The organism is Caldovatus sediminis, from assembly GCF_014644455.1.
GTDB lineage: Bacteria > Pseudomonadota > Alphaproteobacteria > Acetobacterales > Acetobacteraceae > Caldovatus > Caldovatus sediminis.
On sequence record NZ_BMKS01000007.1, the window covers coordinates 63,205 to 80,365 of the forward strand.

Here is a 17,161-nt window from a genome sequence, read left to right on the forward strand (position 1 = left end):
GCCCTCAGCGCCGCAGCCGCTCCGTCCAGTCCTTCAGCGCGACGAGCAGCGCGGCGATGAACTCGCGCGTCTTCTCGTCGGTCAGGCGGCCCTGGTCGTCGAAGCGCTGGTTGGCGCCCGCGATCATCACCTCCGGCCGGTTCAGCGGCAGGGCGTTGAGGAAGACGAACATCTGCCGCAGGTGGTACTGCGCCCGCGCCGTGCCGAGCGCGCCGGGGCTCGCGCCCATGATGGCGAGGGGCTTGCCGTCGAAGGGCTGCTCCGGCGGGCGGGAGGCCCAGTCGAGCGCGTTCTTCAGCACCCCCGGCACCGAGTAGTTGTATTCCGGCGTGACGATCAGCAGCGCGTCGGCGGCCTTGATCCGCGCCCGGAGGTCGGCGACCACGGGCGGGAAGCCCTGCTGCTTCACGTCCTCGTCATAGGGCGGGATGTCGCGGAGGCGGTCGAAGGTCTCGATCCGCATCCCGGCGGGCGCCAGCTCGACCGCCGCGCGCAGCGCCGCGGCGTTGTAGGAGCCCCGGCGCAGGCTGCCGGCGATGCCGAGAACGGTGATTCCTCCTCCGGTGTTTTCGCTCATGCCGTTCGTCCTCCGTTCCAGGCGCGCCCTCGCGCGCCGCGCCCGGGTAGGTGGTGGAGCCCGGGCCGGCGTCCACCCTCCTCCCGGCCGCGCCGCCGGCGCGGCTCACCCCGCCGCGTCCGGGGGCGCCGGCCTGTGGATGAAGCGCCAGGGATCGGCCTCGGAATCGCGCGGGATCTCGACCTCGATCAGCCAGGGCACCGCGTCGTCGCCGAGCGCGCGTTCCAGCACGGGCCGCAGCGCCTCGGGCGAGGCCACGCGGGCGGCGCGCGCGCCGAAGGAGTCGGCGAGGCGCACGAAGTCGGGATTGTGCAGGTCGGCGGCGACGACGCGGCCGCCGAACGCGGTCCGCTGGTCGCGCCGCACGTTGCCGTAGGCGCTGTTGTTGAACACCAGCGTCGTCAGGCCGATGCCGTGCTGCACCGCGGTCGCCAGCTCCTGCACCGCGAACAGGAACCCGCCGTCGCCGCAGACCGAGACCACCGGCCGGTCCGGATGCGCCACCTTGACGCCGAGCGCGGTCGGGAAGCCGGCGCCGAGCGTGCCCTGGTAGCCGGAGGAGACGTAGGTGCGCGGCTCGTGCACCGGGAAGCCGTACCAGGAGGCGAAGCCGATCTGCGTCAGCTCCTCGCAGAAGAAGCCGTCGCGCGGCAGCACCGCGCGGATCACCCGCAGGTAGTCGATCAGCGGCCGCACGGAGAGGATCTCGCGCGCCGCCCAGGCCTTGGCCTCCGCGATCGCCGCGCGCCGCCCGGCCGGCGGCCCGGCGTGGCCGGCGCGGCGCAGCGCCTCGGCGAGGCCGCGCGCGCCCTCCGCGGCGTCCGCCAGCACGGCGACATCGGCGGGCAGGCGGCGGAACTCCGCCGGGTCTATGTCGATGCGGATGGTCTTCAGGCCCGGCGGGCGCCAGGGCTCCCGCCCCGCCGGGTTCCAGCCCCAGCGCCAGCCCGGCACCTCCAGCCGCGTGCCGATGCCGAGGATCAGGTCGGTCGTGCGCCACAGGCGATAGGCCGCGGCGATGGTCAGGCCGAGCGGGTGGTCGTCGTCCACCACCCCGCGCCCGCTGCGGAAGGAGACGACCGGCGCGCCCATGCGCTCGGCGAGCTCCAGCACCTCCGCCCCGGCGTGCTGCGCGCCGCCGCCGACGAAGATCATCGGCGCCCGCGCCGCGGCGACCAGCCGCGCCGCGCGGTCGAGCGCGTCGGTGTCGAGCGGCGGGCGCGGATGCGGCGGCAGCGGATCGAGCGGCGCGACCTCCGCCGTCTCGGTGAAGCGCTCCCAGGGCATCTCGAGCGCGGCGGGGCCCGGGCGGCCGGAGCCCATCTCCTGGAAGGCGCGCGCCACCAGATGCGGCGCCTGGGCCGGGTGCTCGATCCGCTCGGCCCATTTCACGAGGCCGCGCAGGGTGGCGAGCTGGTCCGGCATCTCGTGCAGGTGCCCGCGGCCGCGGCCGAGATAGGGGCCCGGCACCTGGCCCGTCAGGCAGAGCACCGGGGCGTTGCAGCCGAAGGCGGTGAGCAGCGCGGCCGCGGTGTTGAGCACCCCGGGGCCCGGCACCACCGCATAGGCGCTCGGCCGCCCCGTGGAGCGCGCATGGCCGAAGGCCATGTAGCCGCAGGCCTGCTCGTGCCGCGCCCCGATCACGCGCAGGCCGGGGGAGCGCGCGAAGGCGTCGAACAGCCCGTAGACCTGCGCGCCGGGCAGGCCGAAGACCGTGTCCACGCCGTGCCGGCGGAGCTGGGCCACGATCGCCTCGCCCCCGGTCATCCTCTCTGCCGCCATCCCTCTGCGCCCCTTCCGCTGCCCGCGTCCCGCGCCAAGATGCCAGGGAAGCGGCGCCCCGGCACGGCCTGTCGTGGCCCGCTTCCGACCGGAGCCCGATGCGGATCGCGCTGCTCGCCGACATCCACGCCAATCGCGAGGCGCTCGCCGCCTGCCTCGCGCATGCGGCGCGGCAGGGCGCGCGGCGCCTCGTCTTCCTCGGCGATCTCGTGGGCTACGGCGCCGACCCGTGCTGGGTGGTGGAGACGGTGCGGGCGCGCGTCGCCGGGGGCGAGGCGGTCGCGCTGCTCGGCAACCACGACGAGGCCGCGGTGTCGCCGCGCGGGCCGGTCGGGATGAACCCGGCTGCCGCCGCCGCCATCGCCTGGACGCGCGGGCGGCTGGACGCGGAGGCCGCCGCCTTCCTCGCCTCCCTGCCCCTCGTGGTGGAAGAGGAGGACCGGCTCTACGTGCACGCCGACGCCTCCGCCCCGGCGCGCTGGCGCTACGTCGCCGGCACCGAGGCGGCGCGGCGCAGCCTGGCGGCCACCGCAGCGCGGATCACCCTCTGCGGCCATGTCCACGTGCCCGGGCTCTACGGCCTGACCGCGACGGACAAGCTGGTCGCCCACCGCCCGGCCGCCGGCGTGGCGGTGCCGCTGCTGCGGCCGCGGCGCTGGCTCGCCGTGCTCGGCGCCGTCGGCCAGCCGCGCGACGGCGATCCGAGCGCCTGCTACGGCCTGCTCGACACCGGGCGGTCGGAGCTCGCCTGGATGCGCGTGCCCTACGACGTGGCGACGGCGGCGGCGAAGATCCGCGCGGCCGGCCTGCCGGAGTCGCTCGCCGCGCGGCTCGAGCGGGGGCGGTAGGGGGATGCCGGGGCGTCCGCGCGTCGTCGCCGGCGCGACCATCGACGGCTTCACCATCGGCGCGCAGATCCACGCCGGCGGCATGGCGACGCTCTGGGAGGCGACGCATCCGGACCACCCCGGCCGGCCGCTGCTGATGAAGGTGCCGCGCCTGCGCGAGGGCGAGGACCCGGCGGCGATCGTCGGCTTCGAGATGGAGCAGATGATCCTGCCGCGCCTCTCGGGCCCCCACGTGCCCCGCTTCGTCGCCGCCGCGGGCTTCGAGCGGCAGCCCTACCTGGTGATGGAGCGCATCCTCGGCACCTCGCTCGCGGCGCGCCTGCCCTCGCTGCCGCTCGCCGCTGAGGAGGTCGCGGCGATCGGCGCGCGCGTGGCGGAGGCGCTGGACTCGCTGCACCGCCAGGCGGTCGTGCATCTCGACGTCAAGCCCTCGAACATCCTGTTCCGGCGCGGCACCGGCGAGGCGGTGCTGGTGGATTTCGGCCTGGCGCGCCACCGCCTGCTGCCCGACCTGCTGGAGGAGGAGTTCCGCCTGCCCTACGGCAGCGCACCCTACATGGCGCCGGAGCAGGCCATGGGCGTGCGCGGGGAGCCGCGCAGCGACCTCTTCGCCCTCGGCGCGGTCCTCTACCAGCTCAAGACCGGCATGCTGCCGTTCGGCGAACCGCAGGGCCTGAAGGCGGTGCGGCGCCGGATCTGGCGCGACCCGCTGCCGCCGCGCGCGCTCCGGCCCACCTGCCCGCCCTGGCTGCAGGAGATCATCCTGCGCTGCCTCGAGGTGGATCCGGCGCGCCGCCACCCGACTGCGGCGCAGCTCGCCTTCGACCTGCGCCACCCGGACCAGGTCGCGCTCTCGCCTCGGGCGGAAAAGCGCGGGCGCGACGGCTGGACCGCCGTGCTGCGGCGGCGCTTCGACCCGAAGGCGCGGCCCGTGTTCCGGCGCCCGGCCGAGGAGGCCGACGCGGTGCACGCGCCGATCGTCGCCGTCGCCGTGGACGTCGCCGAGCAGAGCGCCGCCATGGCGCAGGTGCTGCGCGCCGGGCTCGGCCCCATCATGGCCTCGCTGCCGGGGGCGCGGGTCGCCTGCATCAACGTGCTCGATCTGCGCCGCGCCGCGCCGGAGGAGGGCGAGAACCGGCACGTGCAGCGGCTGGTGGCGCTGCGCCACTGGGCGGCGCCGCTCGGCCTGCCGGAGGGACGGATCACCTACCACGTGCTGGAGGCGGCGGACCCGGCGCAGGCGCTGATCGAATACGCGACGGCGAACCGGGTGGACCACATCGTCATGGGCGCGCGGGCGGATTCCTTGCGTCGCCGGCTGCTCGGCAGCGTCTCCGCCGGCGTCGCGGCGCACGCGCCGTGCACGGTGACGGTGGTGCGCCCGCGCGGCGTGAACGCGGGCGGCGCCGAGCCGGGCCGGGCGTGACGCGCGGCGCTGCCCGCCGCGCGGTGGAGAACCGCGCGGGGGTCTTCGCGCCCCGCGCTTGACCTTCGCGTCGCCCGCCCCGATGGTCCCGGCCCGAAGGACGCCGGAGCATCGGCGTCTCCCAGCACCCGACGGGATGCCGATGACCGTTCCGCACGCGTCGGCGCAGCGCCGCGCCGACACCGATGCCTCCCCCGTGCCCGAGGGGTTCGCGCCACGCCCGGTGGGCGGCGGATTCCTGCAGGGCGTCGGGCCGATCTACGCCAGGCGCGGGGAGGGGGAGCGGTGCGTGCGCTACGGCTTCCTGGTCGGCCGCCAGCACTGCAATCCCATGGACATCTGCCACGGCGGCATGCTCGCCACCCTCGCCGACGTCGTGCTCGGCCTCGAGGGCGTGCGGCAGGCGGGCGGCAGGGGCCACTTCACGACGGTCAGCCTGACGACCGATTTCCTTGCCCCCGTGCCGCTCGGCGCCTGGGTCGAGGCCGAGGCCGAGCTGCTCTCGCGCGGCCGGTCCATGCTGTTCGTGCAGGGCCTCTTCACCGTCGGCGGGGCGCCCGTGCTGCGCGCGAGCGGCGTGTTCCGCCTGCCGTCGCCGCTCCCCGCGAACGGCGAGGCGGGCGCCGCCACGGGCCGGCGATGAGGCGGTCTCCGGACGCGGGCGGCGCGGCCTCGCCGCCGCCGGGCCCGACGCCCTCCCCCCGGCCGCCGATCCGACTGGTCGTCGCCGCCGGGCTGCACGGCGCCTTCCTCCTCGCCCGCGGGCGGCCGGAGGGGCTCGCCTTCGTCGAGGGGACGCCGGCGGGGGCGCTGCGCAGCTTCTGGGCGGCGGCGATCTGCCTACCGGCCTATCTGGCGCTGCGCCTCTTCGCCTGGGGGATGCAGGGCGGTCCGCCGGGCGGCGGGCTCGGCCGGGCCCTGGCGGTGGCGCTGATCGGCGGCGTCTGCGCCTGGGCCGGCTTCGCCCTGGTCTCGCAGATCCTGGCCGAGGCGGTGGGCCGCGCCCGCGCCTGGCCGCGCTTCCTCGCGGCGTGGAACTGGACCGGCGTGGCGCAGCACCTGGCCCTGCTCGCCGCCGCGGTGCCGGCCGCGGTCGGGATGCCGGTGCCGGTGGCCTGCGCGGCCGGCCTCGCGGCGCTCGGCTACGCGCTGTGGCTGGAGTGGTTCGTCGCCCGCACCGCGCTCGGGCTCTCGGCGTCGGACGCGGCGGGGTTCGTGCTGCTCAACCTCGCGCTCGGCCTGTTCCTGCACGGGCTCGGCGAGCACCTGACGGGCGGATAGGCGAGGCGATAACGACGGCGGCGCGCAGGGGGCAGGGCGACCGCACGGCCCGGCTTGGCGAACCATCCGCGAGGGCCGTTGCAGCGCGCGCCGCCGGGCGGGAAGCTGCCCTAGCTCGGCTGGATGCCGAGGCGGCGGATCAGGTCTCCCCAGCGCTGCAAGTCGTCGCGCATGACGCGGCCGAGGTGCTCCGGCCCGGGTTCCGGGATTTCCAGGCTCTGCCGGGCGAAGCGCTCGCGCAGCGCCGGCTCGGCGAGCACGCGCCGCAGGTCGGCGTCGAGCTTCGCCACCACCGGCGCCGGCAGCCCGGCCGGGCCGAGCATGGCGAACCAGGTGCCGACCTCGTAGCCCGGATGGCCGGACTCGGCGACGGTCGGCACCTCCGGCAGCGCGGGGGAGCGCTGCGGTCCGGTGGTCGCGAGCGCGCGCAGCCGCCCCGCCTGCACCGCGGGGACGGCGAGCACGGGGTTGTGGAACATCGCCTGCACCTGCCCGCCGAGCAGCGCGGTGTGCGCCGGCGCGGCGCCCTGGAAGGGCACGTGGGTGAAGCGGGCGCCGACGCGCAGTGCGAAGAGCTCGGCCGAGAGGTGGGTGGGCGTGCCGGTGCCTGCCGAGGTGATCGTCACCTCGCCCGGCCGGTCGCGCATCAGCGCCGCGAACTCGGCGAGGGTCCGCGCCGGCACGGAGGGATGCACGACGACGACGAGGCTGTAGTAGGCGACCAGCGAGACCGGCGTGAAGTCGCGGATCGGGTCGTAGGGCAGGCTGCGGTAGAGCGCCACGTTCTGCACGTGCGAGGAGGCGCAGAGCAGCAGGGTGTGGCCGTCCGGCGCGCTGCGCGCGACGTGCTCGGCGCCGATGTTGCCGCCCGCGCCGGCGCGGTTCTCCACCACCGCCGGCTGGCCCCAGATCTCGGCGAGGCGCTCGCCGAGGCTGCGCGCGATCACGTCGGCCGGACCGCCGGGCGCGAAGGGGACGACGACGCGCACCGGGCGCGCCGGCCAGCCCGGGGCCGGCTGCTGCGCGGGGGCGGGATTGCGCTGCGGCAGGAGGGCGGCTGCGCCGAGCGTTGCGAGCACGGCGCGGCGGCGGAGGTGCGGCATGGCGGACGGGTCCTCCCTCGGTCCGGCGTGCTTCCCGCGCCGGTCGCCGGGCGGCGATGGTGGGCCACGCCGCGGCGCGGCGCAACCGCGGGCGCATTGACAGGGCGGGGCCGGCGCGGCGCTACTGGCGCCGGATCGGGGAGGGACGGTGCGATGGAACTGGGCCTGCGCGGACGCAAGGCCGTGGTCACCGGCGGCTCGCTCGGCATCGGGCGCGCCATCGCGCGCGAGCTGGCGGGCGAGGGCGTGGAGGTGGCGATCGTGGCGCGCGACGCGGCGCGGCTGGAGGCGGCGGCGCGCGACATCGCGCGCGAGAGCGGCACCCGCTGCGTCCCGCTCGGCGCCGACCTCTCCGACGCGGCGCAGCTCGAGCGCGCCATGGCGGAAGCGGAGCGGGCGCTCGGCCGGGTGGACATCCTCGTGAACAACGCCGGCGCGACGCCGATGGGCCGCATCGGCGACACGCCGGACGCGGTGTGGATGAAGTCCATCGCCCTGAAGCTGATGGGCTACGTGCGCTGCGCGCGGATCCTGACGCCGGCGATGCGGGCGCGGAAGTGGGGGCGGGTGATCAACGTCATCGGCCGCTCCGGCCACCAGCCGCGCGCCGCCTACATCGTCGGCAGCACGGTGAACGCCTCGCTGCTCGCCTTCACCCACGCCCTCGCCCAGGAATGCGCCCCCGACAACGTGCTGGTGGTGGGCGTCAATCCCGGCCCGATCGCGACGCCGCGCTGGGACCAGGTGGTGGCGCAGGGCGCGGCCGGGGCGGGGCGCAGCGTCGAGGCGGAGAACGCGGCGGCGATCGCCACCGTGGCGCTCGGCCGGCTCGGGACGCCGGAGGAGTGCTCGGGGCTGGTCGCGTTCCTGTGCTCGGACCGCGCCGCCTTCATCACCGGCACGATGATCGACATAGACGGCGGCGGCACGCGCTGCATCTGAGGCGCGGGCGCGCCGCGTGCCGGCCGATCAGCCGACCGGGATCAGCTTCACCCGCCTGCCCTCGACGCCGAGCGCGAGCCGCCCGGCCTTCAGCGCCAGCGCCGCCTCGCCGAACACCGCGCGGCGCCAGCCGTGCAGCGCCGGGATGTCCGCCCCGTCCCCGGCGGCGAGCCGGTCGAGGTCCTCGCTGCTCGCCAGCAGCTTCGGCGCGACGTGGCTCTCCTCGCTCTTCGCCGCGAGCAGGACCTTGAGCAGCGCCACGAGGGCGGGCGAGGGGGCCGGGCCGCCGCGCTCGCGCGGGGCCTCCGGCAGGTCCGATTCCGGCAGTTCCTTCGCGGCGCGCACCGCGGCGAGGAGGGAGGCGCCGGTCTTGCCCTTGGCGAAGCCCTCGGTGATGCCGCGCGCGCGGGCGAGGTCGGCGGGCGTCTCCGGCGCGGTGGCGGCGATCTCGAGCAGCGTCTCGTCCTTCACCAGGCGCTGGCGCGGGATGTTGATGCGCTGCGCCTCGCGCTCGCGCCAGGCCGCGACGGCGCGCAGCACGCCGAGGAAGCGGCGGTTGGTGGTGCGCGGCCGCAGCCGCTCCCAGGCGGTCTCCGGGTCGGTGCGGTAGGTGGCGGGATCGGCGAGGACGGCCATCTCCTCCGCCACCCAGTCGAGCCGGCCCTCGCGCTCGAGCCGCGCCGTGAGCGCGGTGTAGATGCGCCTCAGATGCGTCACGTCGGAGGCCGCGTAGGCGATCTGGGCGGGCGAGAGCGGGCGCGCCGACCAGTCGCTGAAGCGGTGCGCCTTGTCGATGTGCGCGCCGGCCAGCGCCCGGGCGAGGGCGTCGTAGCTCACCTGGTCGCCGAAGCCGGCGACCATGGCGGCGACCTGGGTGTCGAAGAGCGGGGCCGGGACGAAGCCGAATTTGAGCAGGAAGATCTCCACGTCCTGGCGGGCGGCGTGGAAGACCTTGGTGACGGCGGGGTCGGCGAGGAGCCCGCCCAGGGGGGCGAGGTCGAGCCCGGGGGCGAGGACGTCGATCACGGCGACGTCCCGCTCGCCGGCGAGCTGCACGACGCAGAGCTCCGGCCAGTAGGTCCGCTCGCGCATGAACTCCGTGTCCACGGCGACGAAGCGCTCGGTCCGCAGCCGCCCGCAGAGGGCGGCGAGGTCGTCGGTGGCGGTGACGAGGGTCGGGGCGGGCTCGGTCGCGTGCGGGGGGCGGCGGCTCATGGACCCGCGGTTTAGACTCCGCGGCGGCGCCGGGAAAGCCGCCGGGGGCTGGCCGGCGGACGGCGGGCGGGGCAAGCTCCGCCCCCGAGGCGGAGGGAGGAGGAGCGAGCCATGCGCAAGCGGGCCCTGGGCCGGTCGGGCCTGGACGTGCCGCCGGTGATCGTGGGCGGCAACGTGTTCGGCTGGACGGTGGACCAGGCGGCCGCCTTCCGGCTGCTCGACGCCTGCGTCGACGCCGGCCTCGACGCGATCGACACGGCCGACGTCTATTCCACCTGGGTGCCGGGCCACGCCGGCGGCGAGTCCGAGACGGTGATCGGCGCCTGGCTCAGGGCGCGGCCGGGGATGCGCAACCGCGTGCTGATCCTGACCAAGTGCGGGATGGCGATGCCGGGGCAGGGGAAGGGCCTCTCCCCGGCCTGGATCATGCGGGCGGCGGATGCCTCGCTGCGCCGCCTCGGGATCGAGCGGATCGACCTCTACCAGGCCCATCAGGACGACCCGGAGGTGCCGGTCGAGGAGACCCTCGGCGCCTTCGCCCGGCTGATCGAGCAGGGCAAGGTGCGGGCGATCGGCGCCTCCAACTACACGGCGCCGCGCCTCCGGGCGGCGCTCGACGCGAGCGCCAGGCACGGCCTGCCGCGCTACGAGAGCCTGCAGCCGCACTACAACCTGATGGAGCGAGGGATCGAGACGGACCTGCTGCCGCTCTGCCGCGAGCAGGGGCTGGGGGTGATCCCCTATTTCGCGCTGGCGGCGGGCTTCCTCACCGGCAAGTACCGGTCCGAGGCGGACCTGGACAAGAGCCCGCGCGGCCGGCGGAGCGCGGCGAAGTACCTGACCGACCGCGGCAGGCGGGTGCTGGCCGCGCTGGACCAGGTGGCGGCCCGCCACGGCGCGACCCCGGCGCAGGTGGCGCTCGCCTGGCTGCTGGCCAAGCCCGGGATCACGGCGCCGATCGCCAGCGCGACGACGCCGGAGCAGCTCGCCGAGCTGGCGAAGGCGGGGAGCCTCGCGCTGGATGCCGGATCGGTGGCGGCGCTGGACGCGGCCAGCAGCGGCTGAGCGCCGCGGGGGCCGCGTCCAGCGCCGCGGGGTTGACTTCCGCGCCCGGCGACCCTCTCTGCGCCGTCGTTCCCGGCCGCAACCAGGGTTCCCCCGCGATGCATCCCTACCGCACCCACACCTGCGGCGCGCTGCGCGCCAGCGACGCCGGCACGACGGCCCGCCTCTCCGGCTGGGTGCACCGCAAGCGCGACCACGGCGGCCTGCTGTTCGTGGACCTGCGCGACCACTACGGCATCACGCAGTGCGTCGCGGCCCAGGGCAGCCCGGCCTTCGCGGCGCTCGAGGAGGTGCGGCCCGAGAGCGTCGTCACCGTCACCGGCGAGGTGGTGCTGCGCGAGCCCGGTACGGTGAACCCGCGGCTGCCGACGGGGGAGATCGAGCTCCGCGTGCAGGATCTCGCCGTGCAGTCCGCGGCCGAGGTCCTGCCGATCCAGGTCGCGGGCGAGGCGGAATACCCCGAGGAGCTGCGCCTCCGCTACCGCTTCCTCGACCTGCGGCGGGAGCGGCCGCACCGCAACATCATGCTGCGCTCGCAGGTGATCGCCTCGATCCGGCGGCGGATGATCGAGGGGGGCTTCACCGAGTTCCAGACGCCGATCCTGACCGCGAGCAGCCCGGAGGGGGCGCGCGACTACCTCGTGCCCTCGCGCCTGCATCCCGGCACCTTCTACGCGCTGCCGCAGGCGCCGCAGCAGTTCAAGCAGCTCATCATGGTGGCGGGCTTCGACCGCTACTTCCAGATCGCGCCCTGCTTCCGCGACGAGGCCTCGCGCGCCGACCGCTCGCCGGGCGAGTTCTACCAGCTCGACTTCGAGATGAGCTTCGTCACGCAGGAGGACGTGTTCGCGGCCATCGAGCCGGTGCTGGCGGGCGTGTTCGAGGAGTTCGCCGACTTCACCGGCCGGAGGCGCACGGTGACGCCGCCGCCCTTCCCGCGCATCCCCTACGACCGGGCGATGCTGGAGTTCGGCTCGGACAAGCCGGACCTGCGCAACCCGATCCGCATCCGCGACGTCACGGCGCAATTCGCCGGCGGCAGCTTCGGCTTGTTCGCGCGGATCGCGGCTGCGGGCGGGACGGTTCGGGCGATCCCGGCGCCCGGCGCGGCATCCCGGCCGCGCAGCTTCTTCGACGGCATGAACGAGTGGGCGCGCAGCGAGCAGGGTGCCGCCGGCCTCGGCTACATCGTGTTCGAGGGCGGCGAGGCGAAGGGTCCGATCGCGCGCAACCTGGAGGCCGACCGCGCCGCCGCCATCGGGGAGGTGTGCGGCCTGAAGGACGGCGACGCGGTCTTCTTCGCGGCCGCCGCCAGGCCCGCCGAGGCGGCGAAGCTCGCCGGCCACGCCCGCATCCGGCTCGGGCACGAGCTCGACCTCTACGAGAAGGACGCCTTCCGCTTCTGCTGGGTGACCGACTTCCCGATGTACGAGCGCAACGAGGAGACGGGGCAGATCGAGTTCAGCCACAACCCCTTCTCGATGCCGCAGGGCGGGCTGGAGGCGCTGAACACCAAGGACCCGCTCGAGATCAAGGCGTTCCAGTACGACATCGTCTGCAACGGGGTCGAGCTGTCCTCCGGCGCGATCCGCAACCACCGGCCCGACATCATGCTCCGCGCCTTCGAGATCGCCGGCTACACGGCCGAGGAGGTGGAGCGCCGGTTCGGCGGCATGCTCAACGCCTTCCGCTACGGCGCGCCGCCGCACGGGGGCAGCGCCCCGGGCATAGACCGGATCGTCATGCTGCTCGCCGACGAGCCCAACATCCGCGAGGTGATCCTGTTCCCCATGAACCAGCAGGCGCAGGACCTGATGATGGGCGCCCCCGCGCCGGTGGACCCGGCGCGGCTGAAGGAGCTCCACATCCGGCTGGATCTGCCCCCGCCGAAGGGTGCGCCGGGCGGCAGGACGTCCTAAGTAGGGTCGAGCGCACCCCATGGAGCCCCGCCTCATGCGGCCTCGTCACGCCTTCGCGCTGCTCGGCTTCCTCGCCGCGGCGGTCGCCGCCACGCCCGTCGTGCCGGCGCAGTCCCTCGGCAAGAACGCCATCCCGGGGAAGGGCGCACCGGCGGCGGCGCAGGCGTCGCCCGCGGCGGCTCCCCCCGGGGCGCCCATCACCGCCGAGCGCATGGCCCCGCATCGCGCGGCCTACCGCCTCTCCCTGGACCGGGCGCGCGACACGCTGCAGATCGCGGGCGCGGCCGGTGTCATGCTCTACGAGCTGGTGGATGCCTGCGAGGGCTGGACCACGCGGCAGCGCTTCACCCTGACCCTCACCGACCGGGACGGGCAGGAGATCGACACCACCTCCGACTACTCGACCTACGAGAGCAAGGACGGGCGCCGGCTGCGCTTCTCGCTGACGCAGACCAGCCAGGGCGCGGTCAGCCAGCGCGTCGCCGGCGAGGCGGAGATCGGGCCCGACGGCAGCGGCGTGGTGCGCTACACCGAGCCCGAGGCGAAGGAGGAGCGGCTGCCGCCCGGGACGCTGCTGCCGACCCTGCACACCATCCGCGCGCTCGAGGCCGCGCGCACCGGCCAGCGCTTCCTCGCGGCGCCCCTGTTCGACGGCACCCAGCCGGAGGGCGCGCAGGACACCACGACCGTGATCGGCGACTGGCAGGAGGCGCGGGCCGGCATCGGCGGGCGCTTCCCGATGCTCGCCGACCTCGGCAGCGCGCGGATGCGGGTGGCCTTCTTTCCGCGCGGCTCCGGCGGCGCCGACGACGGCCGGCGGGACCGGCGCCAGGGCGGCGGGACCGGCACGCCGGACTACGAGGTGAGCCTGCGCTACTTCGAGAACGGCGTGGCGGACGAGCTGAAGATGGACTTCGGCGACTTCGTCGTGGAGGGCCGGCTGGAGCAGCTCGAACCCGTCCCGGGCGGCTGCTGAGCGGCGCCGCGGCGCGGCCTTCCGCCGCCGAGCCGGCCTGCCGCTCCGGGGCGGGTCGGTCCAACGCCACCGGCCAAGGCTTCCCGGTTCGGTGCTCTCCGGCGGGAAGGACGGCATGCCTGCCCATGGGCGCCCCCCGCCGCCCCGCAAGACCTCGGCCTGAGTTGCCGGCCTGCGCGCCGATGGCGGGCGGCGCCTCGCCTCCGGCCTCCGCCCGGGTGGTGCCGTCATCCTCGACAACCTCGACAGCCGCGAGGTGAGGGGGCGAGGCGCGGCTCCTGCCTCTCCCCACATCGATCGCGCCCGCCGTGCTCGCGGCGGAGGCTGGAGCCGTTTCCGCTCGGCTGCGCGCGCTGCACGCTCCAGCTCGTCGTTGCCGAGCTGATTCGCGCTCCCGGCTGTTTCCAGCCGTCCGCGATCGGCTCTATCCGGGCCCGACCACCTCGAGCCCCGTCAGCCCCGCCGCCAGCACCGCGCGCAGGTCGCGCTCGGCGAGCGCCACGCAGCCCTCGGTCGGCGCGTAGTCCGGGCGGGCGAGGTGCAGGAAGATCGCGCTGCCGCGGCCGCGCCCAACCGGCGCGTCGTTCCAGCCGAGCACGCCGAGGATGTCGTACGCCCCGTCCGCGCGCCATAGGCGCTCGTGCCGGGCGGGGTGCGGCAGGCGCACGCGGCGGTTGTAGTCGGGGTGCGCGGGGTCGTCGCACCAGCCGTCCTCCGGCGCGATCGGCTCGGCCGGCACGGCGCAGCGCGGCTTGGCGACGCGATCGGCGCGCCACAGCACGCGGCGCAGCGGCAGCAGCCCGGCGGGGGTCGCGCCGTCGCCCTCGCGCTTCTCGCGCGCGTCGCGCACGCCGCCCCTGCCGAGGGCGCAGCGGAACACGCCCACGCCCCGCAGCGCCAGCCGCCCGTCCGGGAGAACGCGCGCGACGCTCATCGGCGGCCGCTCACAGGAAGCGCAGCGCCACGAAGCCCAGCACCAGCGCCGCCGCGGCGGCGGTGGTCACCAGCGCCAGCCGCTTCTCGATGAACGAGCGCACCGACGGCCCGAAGAAGCGGACGAGCGCGGCCACCAGGAAGAACCTGGCGCCGCGTGCGACGAAGCTGGTCAGCACGAACAGGGCGAAGTCCATTTTCGCCGCGCCGGCGGCGAGGGTCGCGACCTTGTAGGGAAGCGGCGTCAGGCCCTTGACCAGCACCACCGCCGCGCCCCAGCGCTCGAACCAGTGCTCGAACTGGATCACCGCATCGCCGTAGCCGTAGGTCTTGAGCACCGGGAACGCCACCGCCTCGAACAGGAAGAAGCCGATCGCGTAGCCGAGCGCGCCCCCCAGCACCGACGCCACGGTGCAGATCCAGGCCAGCCGCCAGGCGCGGTCCGGGCGGGCGAGCGCCATCGGCACCAGCAGGGCGTCGGGCGGGATCGGGAAGACGCTGCTCTCGGCGAAGCTGATGCCGGCCAGCCAGGCGGGAGCGCGCGAGTGCCCGGCGAGGGCGAGCGTTCGCAGGTAGAGGCGTTCGAGCATTGGGGCGCGGGGTCCGGAAGCGGGGCGGCGGAAGGGCGGGCGAGGATCGTCACATGCCCCGCGGGACGCCCGCCGTCGAGGGCATCCGCGGGCAGGCCGGCCATGCGCCCTCAGGCCAGGAGGTGGCCGAAGCGTCTGGCCTTGGTGGCGAGGTAGCGGTCGTTCACCCCGTTCGCCTCGAACCGGTGCGCCTCTCGCCCCGCCACCTCGATGCCGCAGGCGGCGAGTCCGGCGAGCTTGTCGGGGTTGTTGGTCAGCAGCCGCACCCGGCCGAGACCGAGCGCGCGCAGCATGGTCGCGGCGACCAGGAAGTTCCGCTCGTCAGCAGCGTAGCCGAGCGCCCGGTTGGCGTCGAGCGTGTCGAGCCCGGTGTCCTGCAGCCGGTAGGCGCGCAGCTTGTTCACCAGGCCGATGCCGCGTCCCTCCTGCGCCAGGTAGAGCAGCACCCCCGCCCCCTCCGCCGCCATGCGCCGGATCGCGCCGCGCAGCTGCGGGCCGCAGTCGCAGCGGAGCGAGCCGAGCAGGTCGCCGGTGAAGCACTCCGAATGCACCCGCACCAGCGGCGCCGGCGCTTCCGGCGTCCGATCCTCCGGCCGGCCGACGACGATCGCCAGGTGCTCGATCCCGCCGTCGGCGGCGCGGAAGGCGACGATGCGGGCGTCCGGCGCATCCTCGAGCGGCACTGCGGCCTCGGCGACGCGCACGAGGCTGGTCGCGGCCGTCGCCGGATAGCCGAGCGCCCAGTCGGCGGGGACCGAGAGCAGGTCGAGCCGTGCCGCGCTGCCCTCGGCGGCCGGGGCGGCGAGCAGCGCCGGCAGCAGTCGGGCGAGCTTGGCGAGCGCGAGCGCCGCCCCGGACAGCGCCGGAACGGCGGGCACCAGCTCCGGCGCGCCGGCCTCGGGCGGCAGCAGCGCCTCGGCGGTCGGATCGGCGAGGCCGCGCAGCGCCTCGGGGGCGAGCAGGGCGGGGGGAAGGCGCAGCGCGACCACCCCGGCGGGCTCGCGCGCCGCCGCATCGGCACCCCCGCCGCACTGCGGGATCGGCCGGTGCAGGACCGCCGCGGCGCGCGACGGGGCGAGGAGCAGCAGCGGCGGCGCCGCGGCCGCGGCGGCGAGCTCGCCGAGACCGCACGCGCCCACCGTCTCGGCCGCGGCGAGGCAGAGCGTCCCCTCCGGCGCGCGCAGCAGCACCGGGGTGCCCCGGCGCAGCTCGCCCACCGCCCGGTGCACGGCGCGCAGCCGGGAGGCGAGGGCCGCGCCGGACCCGGCGGCCGCCGCGGAGGGCCCCCCTCCGGCCCCGCTCCCGGGATCGGCGGGGCCGCCGTCCGCGCTGGGCGGGCGTTGGGGGGCGGCGAGGCGGCCGGAAGGGGGGCTCATGCGGTCGGATCCCGTGCGGCTGGCGAGGCGAGCATCAACGCTGCACTGCATGGTGCGAATGTGGCGCGGTTTTGGCCCAGCGCATCGGCTGCCCTCCCGAATTCACATCGGCGTGGCCGCCGGCGCGCGCCCGGCCGATCATGCGCCCCAGCCGCCGGAATGTTGAGGAACCGGAAGCGTGACCGCGCGCTTTGGTGATCGTCGGGCGAGGCTTGCTCGCCGCGTGGATGGGGTGGCAACATGTCAAATATAGCTGAGATGGTGTTCATCGCGCCGCCGCGAGACAGGGTGGCCCAGCTTCGCGAGGACAGCGCCAAGGTAGGAGTGGGGATGCCCGAACCGCGTCCGATCCTGATCGTGGATGACGACGAGGCGTTGCGCTCGACGCTGATGGAGCAGCTCGCCCTGGGCGGCGAGTTCGCACCGGCGGAGGCGGCGACGATCGCCGAGGCGGAAGCGATGCTGACCGCCGAGGACGCCCGTTTCGACATGGTGCTGCTCGACATCGGCCTGCCCGACGGGGACGGGCGGGAGCTCTGCGCCCGGCTGCGCCGCCAGGGCCTGCGCATGCCGATCATCATGCTGACCGGCGCCGACGCCGAGCAGGACGTGGTCCGGGGCCTGGACGCGGGGGCGAACGACTACATCGCCAAGCCGTTCCGGCTGAACGAGCTGCTCGCCCGGATCCGCGCCCAGCTCCGGGTCTTCGACAACTCCGAGGACGCGGTCTTCACCATCGGGCCCTACACCTTCCGGCCCTCGGCGAAGCTGCTGCTCGAGCCGGCGCGCAACCGCAAGATCCGCCTGACCGAGAAGGAGGCGGCGATCCTCAAATTCCTCTACCGCGCCGGCGGCCGGCCGGTCGGCCGCCAGGTGCTGCTGAACGAGGTCTGGGGCTACAACAGCGCGGTCACGACCCACACGCTCGAGACCCACATCTACCGCCTGCGCCAGAAGATCGAGCCCGACCCGGCCAACGCCCAGCTCCTGCTGACCGAGGGCGGCGGCTACCGGCTCGACCCGACCGCCGGCCGCGCCGCCGCCTGATCCCGGATCCCCGGGCGCGCGGCCTGCGGCCGGCCGGGCGCGCCCGAACGGGCGCCGCCGCCCGTGCGGCGCGGCCGCCCC

Annotated in this window: 16 protein-coding genes; 9 read left to right on the forward strand and 7 right to left on the reverse strand. The window is 75.7% G+C overall.

The genetic code is table 11. The features are described from left to right. Nucleotides 1-4: 4 nt before the first annotated feature. Together IEX99_RS12905 and IEX99_RS12910 are read right to left on the reverse strand one after the other, a co-directional pair. On the reverse strand, nt 5-577 hold the full coding sequence (locus tag IEX99_RS12905; RefSeq protein ID WP_188900873.1) for an NADPH-dependent FMN reductase: 573 nt from the start codon (nt 575-577) through the stop codon (nt 5-7). Nucleotides 578-682: 105 nt separating this feature from the next. Beyond that, entirely contained in the window at nt 683-2,344 is a 1,662-nt protein-coding gene (locus tag IEX99_RS12910) for a thiamine pyrophosphate-dependent enzyme (RefSeq protein WP_188900875.1), read from the reverse strand. Between the two features lie 113 nt (nt 2,345-2,457). Here IEX99_RS12910 and IEX99_RS12915 point away from each other — a divergent pair, with 113 nt between their 5' ends. From IEX99_RS12915 to IEX99_RS12930, 4 genes are all read left to right on the forward strand, one after another. Then, a complete protein-coding gene (locus tag IEX99_RS12915; protein WP_188900876.1) occupies nt 2,458-3,207 on the forward strand; it encodes a metallophosphoesterase family protein in 750 nt (249 codons plus the stop codon). 4 nt (nt 3,208-3,211) lie between these two features. Then, a complete protein-coding gene (locus tag IEX99_RS12920; protein WP_188900878.1) occupies nt 3,212-4,633 on the forward strand; it encodes a bifunctional serine/threonine-protein kinase/universal stress protein in 1,422 nt (473 codons plus the stop codon). A 142-nt stretch (nt 4,634-4,775) separates the two neighbouring features. Beyond that, nucleotides 4,776-5,276, forward strand: a complete 501-nt coding sequence (locus IEX99_RS12925) for a PaaI family thioesterase (RefSeq protein ID WP_188900880.1) — start codon at nt 4,776-4,778, stop codon at nt 5,274-5,276. Then, entirely contained in the window at nt 5,273-5,914 is a 642-nt protein-coding gene (locus IEX99_RS12930; RefSeq protein WP_188900882.1) for a hypothetical protein, read from the forward strand. The genes IEX99_RS12925 and IEX99_RS12930 overlap by 4 nt, the downstream gene beginning before the upstream one ends. Nucleotides 5,915-6,024: 110 nt before the next feature. On the opposite strand, the gene IEX99_RS12935 is transcribed toward IEX99_RS12930, so the two are convergent. Continuing rightward, the gene (locus tag IEX99_RS12935) at nt 6,025-7,017 is read right to left on the reverse strand and encodes a Bug family tripartite tricarboxylate transporter substrate binding protein (protein WP_188900883.1); all 993 of its coding nucleotides are present in this window, start codon (nt 7,015-7,017) and stop codon (nt 6,025-6,027) included. Between the two features lie 153 nt (nt 7,018-7,170). Between IEX99_RS12935 and IEX99_RS12940 the strand changes: the two genes are divergently transcribed. Next, nucleotides 7,171-7,959 carry an SDR family oxidoreductase gene (locus IEX99_RS12940; RefSeq protein WP_188900885.1) on the forward strand — a complete coding sequence of 263 codons (789 nt, stop codon included), beginning with the start codon at nt 7,171-7,173 and terminating at the stop codon, nt 7,957-7,959. A gap of 27 nt (nt 7,960-7,986) precedes the next feature. Here the strand turns inward: IEX99_RS12940 and rnd are convergent, their stop codons facing one another. After that, nucleotides 7,987-9,174, reverse strand: coding sequence for a ribonuclease D (gene rnd, locus IEX99_RS12945; protein ID WP_188900887.1), 1,188 nt, complete (start codon nt 9,172-9,174; stop codon nt 7,987-7,989). Nucleotides 9,175-9,285: 111 nt separating this feature from the next. Between rnd and IEX99_RS12950 the strand changes: the two genes are divergently transcribed. The 3 genes from IEX99_RS12950 (at nt 9,286) to IEX99_RS12960 (ending at nt 13,134) form a co-directional block, all read left to right on the forward strand. Beyond that, complete coding sequence (locus IEX99_RS12950) at nt 9,286-10,239, forward strand: aldo/keto reductase (protein WP_188900889.1); 954 nt, start codon at nt 9,286-9,288, stop codon at nt 10,237-10,239. A 98-nt stretch (nt 10,240-10,337) separates the two neighbouring features. Next, a complete protein-coding gene (gene aspS, locus IEX99_RS12955) occupies nt 10,338-12,158 on the forward strand; it encodes an aspartate--tRNA ligase (RefSeq protein WP_188900891.1) in 1,821 nt (606 codons plus the stop codon). A gap of 34 nt (nt 12,159-12,192) precedes the next feature. Then, complete coding sequence (locus tag IEX99_RS12960; RefSeq protein WP_229678001.1) at nt 12,193-13,134, forward strand: cell envelope integrity EipB family protein; 942 nt, start codon at nt 12,193-12,195, stop codon at nt 13,132-13,134. Nucleotides 13,135-13,558: 424 nt separating this feature from the next. Here IEX99_RS12960 and IEX99_RS12965 read toward each other — a convergent pair whose 3' ends face one another. The 3 genes from IEX99_RS12965 to IEX99_RS12975 all read right to left on the reverse strand — a co-directional run bounded on the left by IEX99_RS12965 (nt 13,559) and on the right by IEX99_RS12975 (nt 16,033). Beyond that, entirely contained in the window at nt 13,559-14,068 is a 510-nt protein-coding gene (locus IEX99_RS12965) for a L,D-transpeptidase family protein (protein ID WP_188900893.1), read from the reverse strand. A gap of 10 nt (nt 14,069-14,078) precedes the next feature. After that, a complete protein-coding gene (locus tag IEX99_RS12970) occupies nt 14,079-14,657 on the reverse strand; it encodes a YqaA family protein (protein WP_188900895.1) in 579 nt (192 codons plus the stop codon). 110 nt (nt 14,658-14,767) lie between these two features. After that, nucleotides 14,768-16,033, reverse strand: coding sequence for a GTP cyclohydrolase II (locus tag IEX99_RS12975; protein ID WP_188900897.1), 1,266 nt, complete (start codon nt 16,031-16,033; stop codon nt 14,768-14,770). A gap of 330 nt (nt 16,034-16,363) precedes the next feature. Between IEX99_RS12975 and IEX99_RS12980 the strand changes: the two genes are divergently transcribed. Next, on the forward strand, nt 16,364-17,080 hold the full coding sequence (locus tag IEX99_RS12980) for a response regulator transcription factor (protein ID WP_188900899.1): 717 nt from the start codon (nt 16,364-16,366) through the stop codon (nt 17,078-17,080). Nucleotides 17,081-17,161: the final 81 nt, after the last annotated feature.

What these genes read in the sequence shown, in the direction of transcription:
- IEX99_RS12905 (WP_188900873.1), bottom strand. Translation starts at nt 577, where the DNA reads ATGAGCGAAAACACCGGAGGAGGAATCACCGTTCTCGGCATCGCCGGC.
- IEX99_RS12920 (WP_188900878.1), top strand. Translation starts at nt 3,212, where the DNA reads ATGCCGGGGCGTCCGCGCGTCGTCGCCGGCGCGACCATCGACGGCTTC.
- IEX99_RS12980 (WP_188900899.1), top strand. Translation starts at nt 16,364, where the DNA reads ATGCCCGAACCGCGTCCGATCCTGATCGTGGATGACGACGAGGCGTTG.
- IEX99_RS12915 (WP_188900876.1), top strand. Translation starts at nt 2,458, where the DNA reads ATGCGGATCGCGCTGCTCGCCGACATCCACGCCAATCGCGAGGCGCTC.
- IEX99_RS12950 (WP_188900889.1), top strand. Translation starts at nt 9,286, where the DNA reads ATGCGCAAGCGGGCCCTGGGCCGGTCGGGCCTGGACGTGCCGCCGGTG.
- IEX99_RS12960 (WP_229678001.1), top strand. Translation starts at nt 12,193, where the DNA reads ATGCGGCCTCGTCACGCCTTCGCGCTGCTCGGCTTCCTCGCCGCGGCG.
- IEX99_RS12930 (WP_188900882.1), top strand. Translation starts at nt 5,273, where the DNA reads ATGAGGCGGTCTCCGGACGCGGGCGGCGCGGCCTCGCCGCCGCCGGGC.
- IEX99_RS12910 (WP_188900875.1), bottom strand. Translation starts at nt 2,344, where the DNA reads ATGACCGGGGGCGAGGCGATCGTGGCCCAGCTCCGCCGGCACGGCGTG.
- IEX99_RS12975 (WP_188900897.1), bottom strand. Translation starts at nt 16,033, where the DNA reads ATGAGCCCCCCTTCCGGCCGCCTCGCCGCCCCCCAACGCCCGCCCAGC.
- rnd (WP_188900887.1), bottom strand. Translation starts at nt 9,174, where the DNA reads ATGAGCCGCCGCCCCCCGCACGCGACCGAGCCCGCCCCGACCCTCGTC.
- IEX99_RS12970 (WP_188900895.1), bottom strand. Translation starts at nt 14,657, where the DNA reads ATGCTCGAACGCCTCTACCTGCGAACGCTCGCCCTCGCCGGGCACTCG.
- IEX99_RS12925 (WP_188900880.1), top strand. Translation starts at nt 4,776, where the DNA reads ATGACCGTTCCGCACGCGTCGGCGCAGCGCCGCGCCGACACCGATGCC.
- IEX99_RS12935 (WP_188900883.1), bottom strand. Translation starts at nt 7,017, where the DNA reads ATGCCGCACCTCCGCCGCCGCGCCGTGCTCGCAACGCTCGGCGCAGCC.
- IEX99_RS12965 (WP_188900893.1), bottom strand. Translation starts at nt 14,068, where the DNA reads ATGAGCGTCGCGCGCGTTCTCCCGGACGGGCGGCTGGCGCTGCGGGGC.
- IEX99_RS12940 (WP_188900885.1), top strand. Translation starts at nt 7,171, where the DNA reads ATGGAACTGGGCCTGCGCGGACGCAAGGCCGTGGTCACCGGCGGCTCG.
- aspS (WP_188900891.1), top strand. Translation starts at nt 10,338, where the DNA reads ATGCATCCCTACCGCACCCACACCTGCGGCGCGCTGCGCGCCAGCGAC.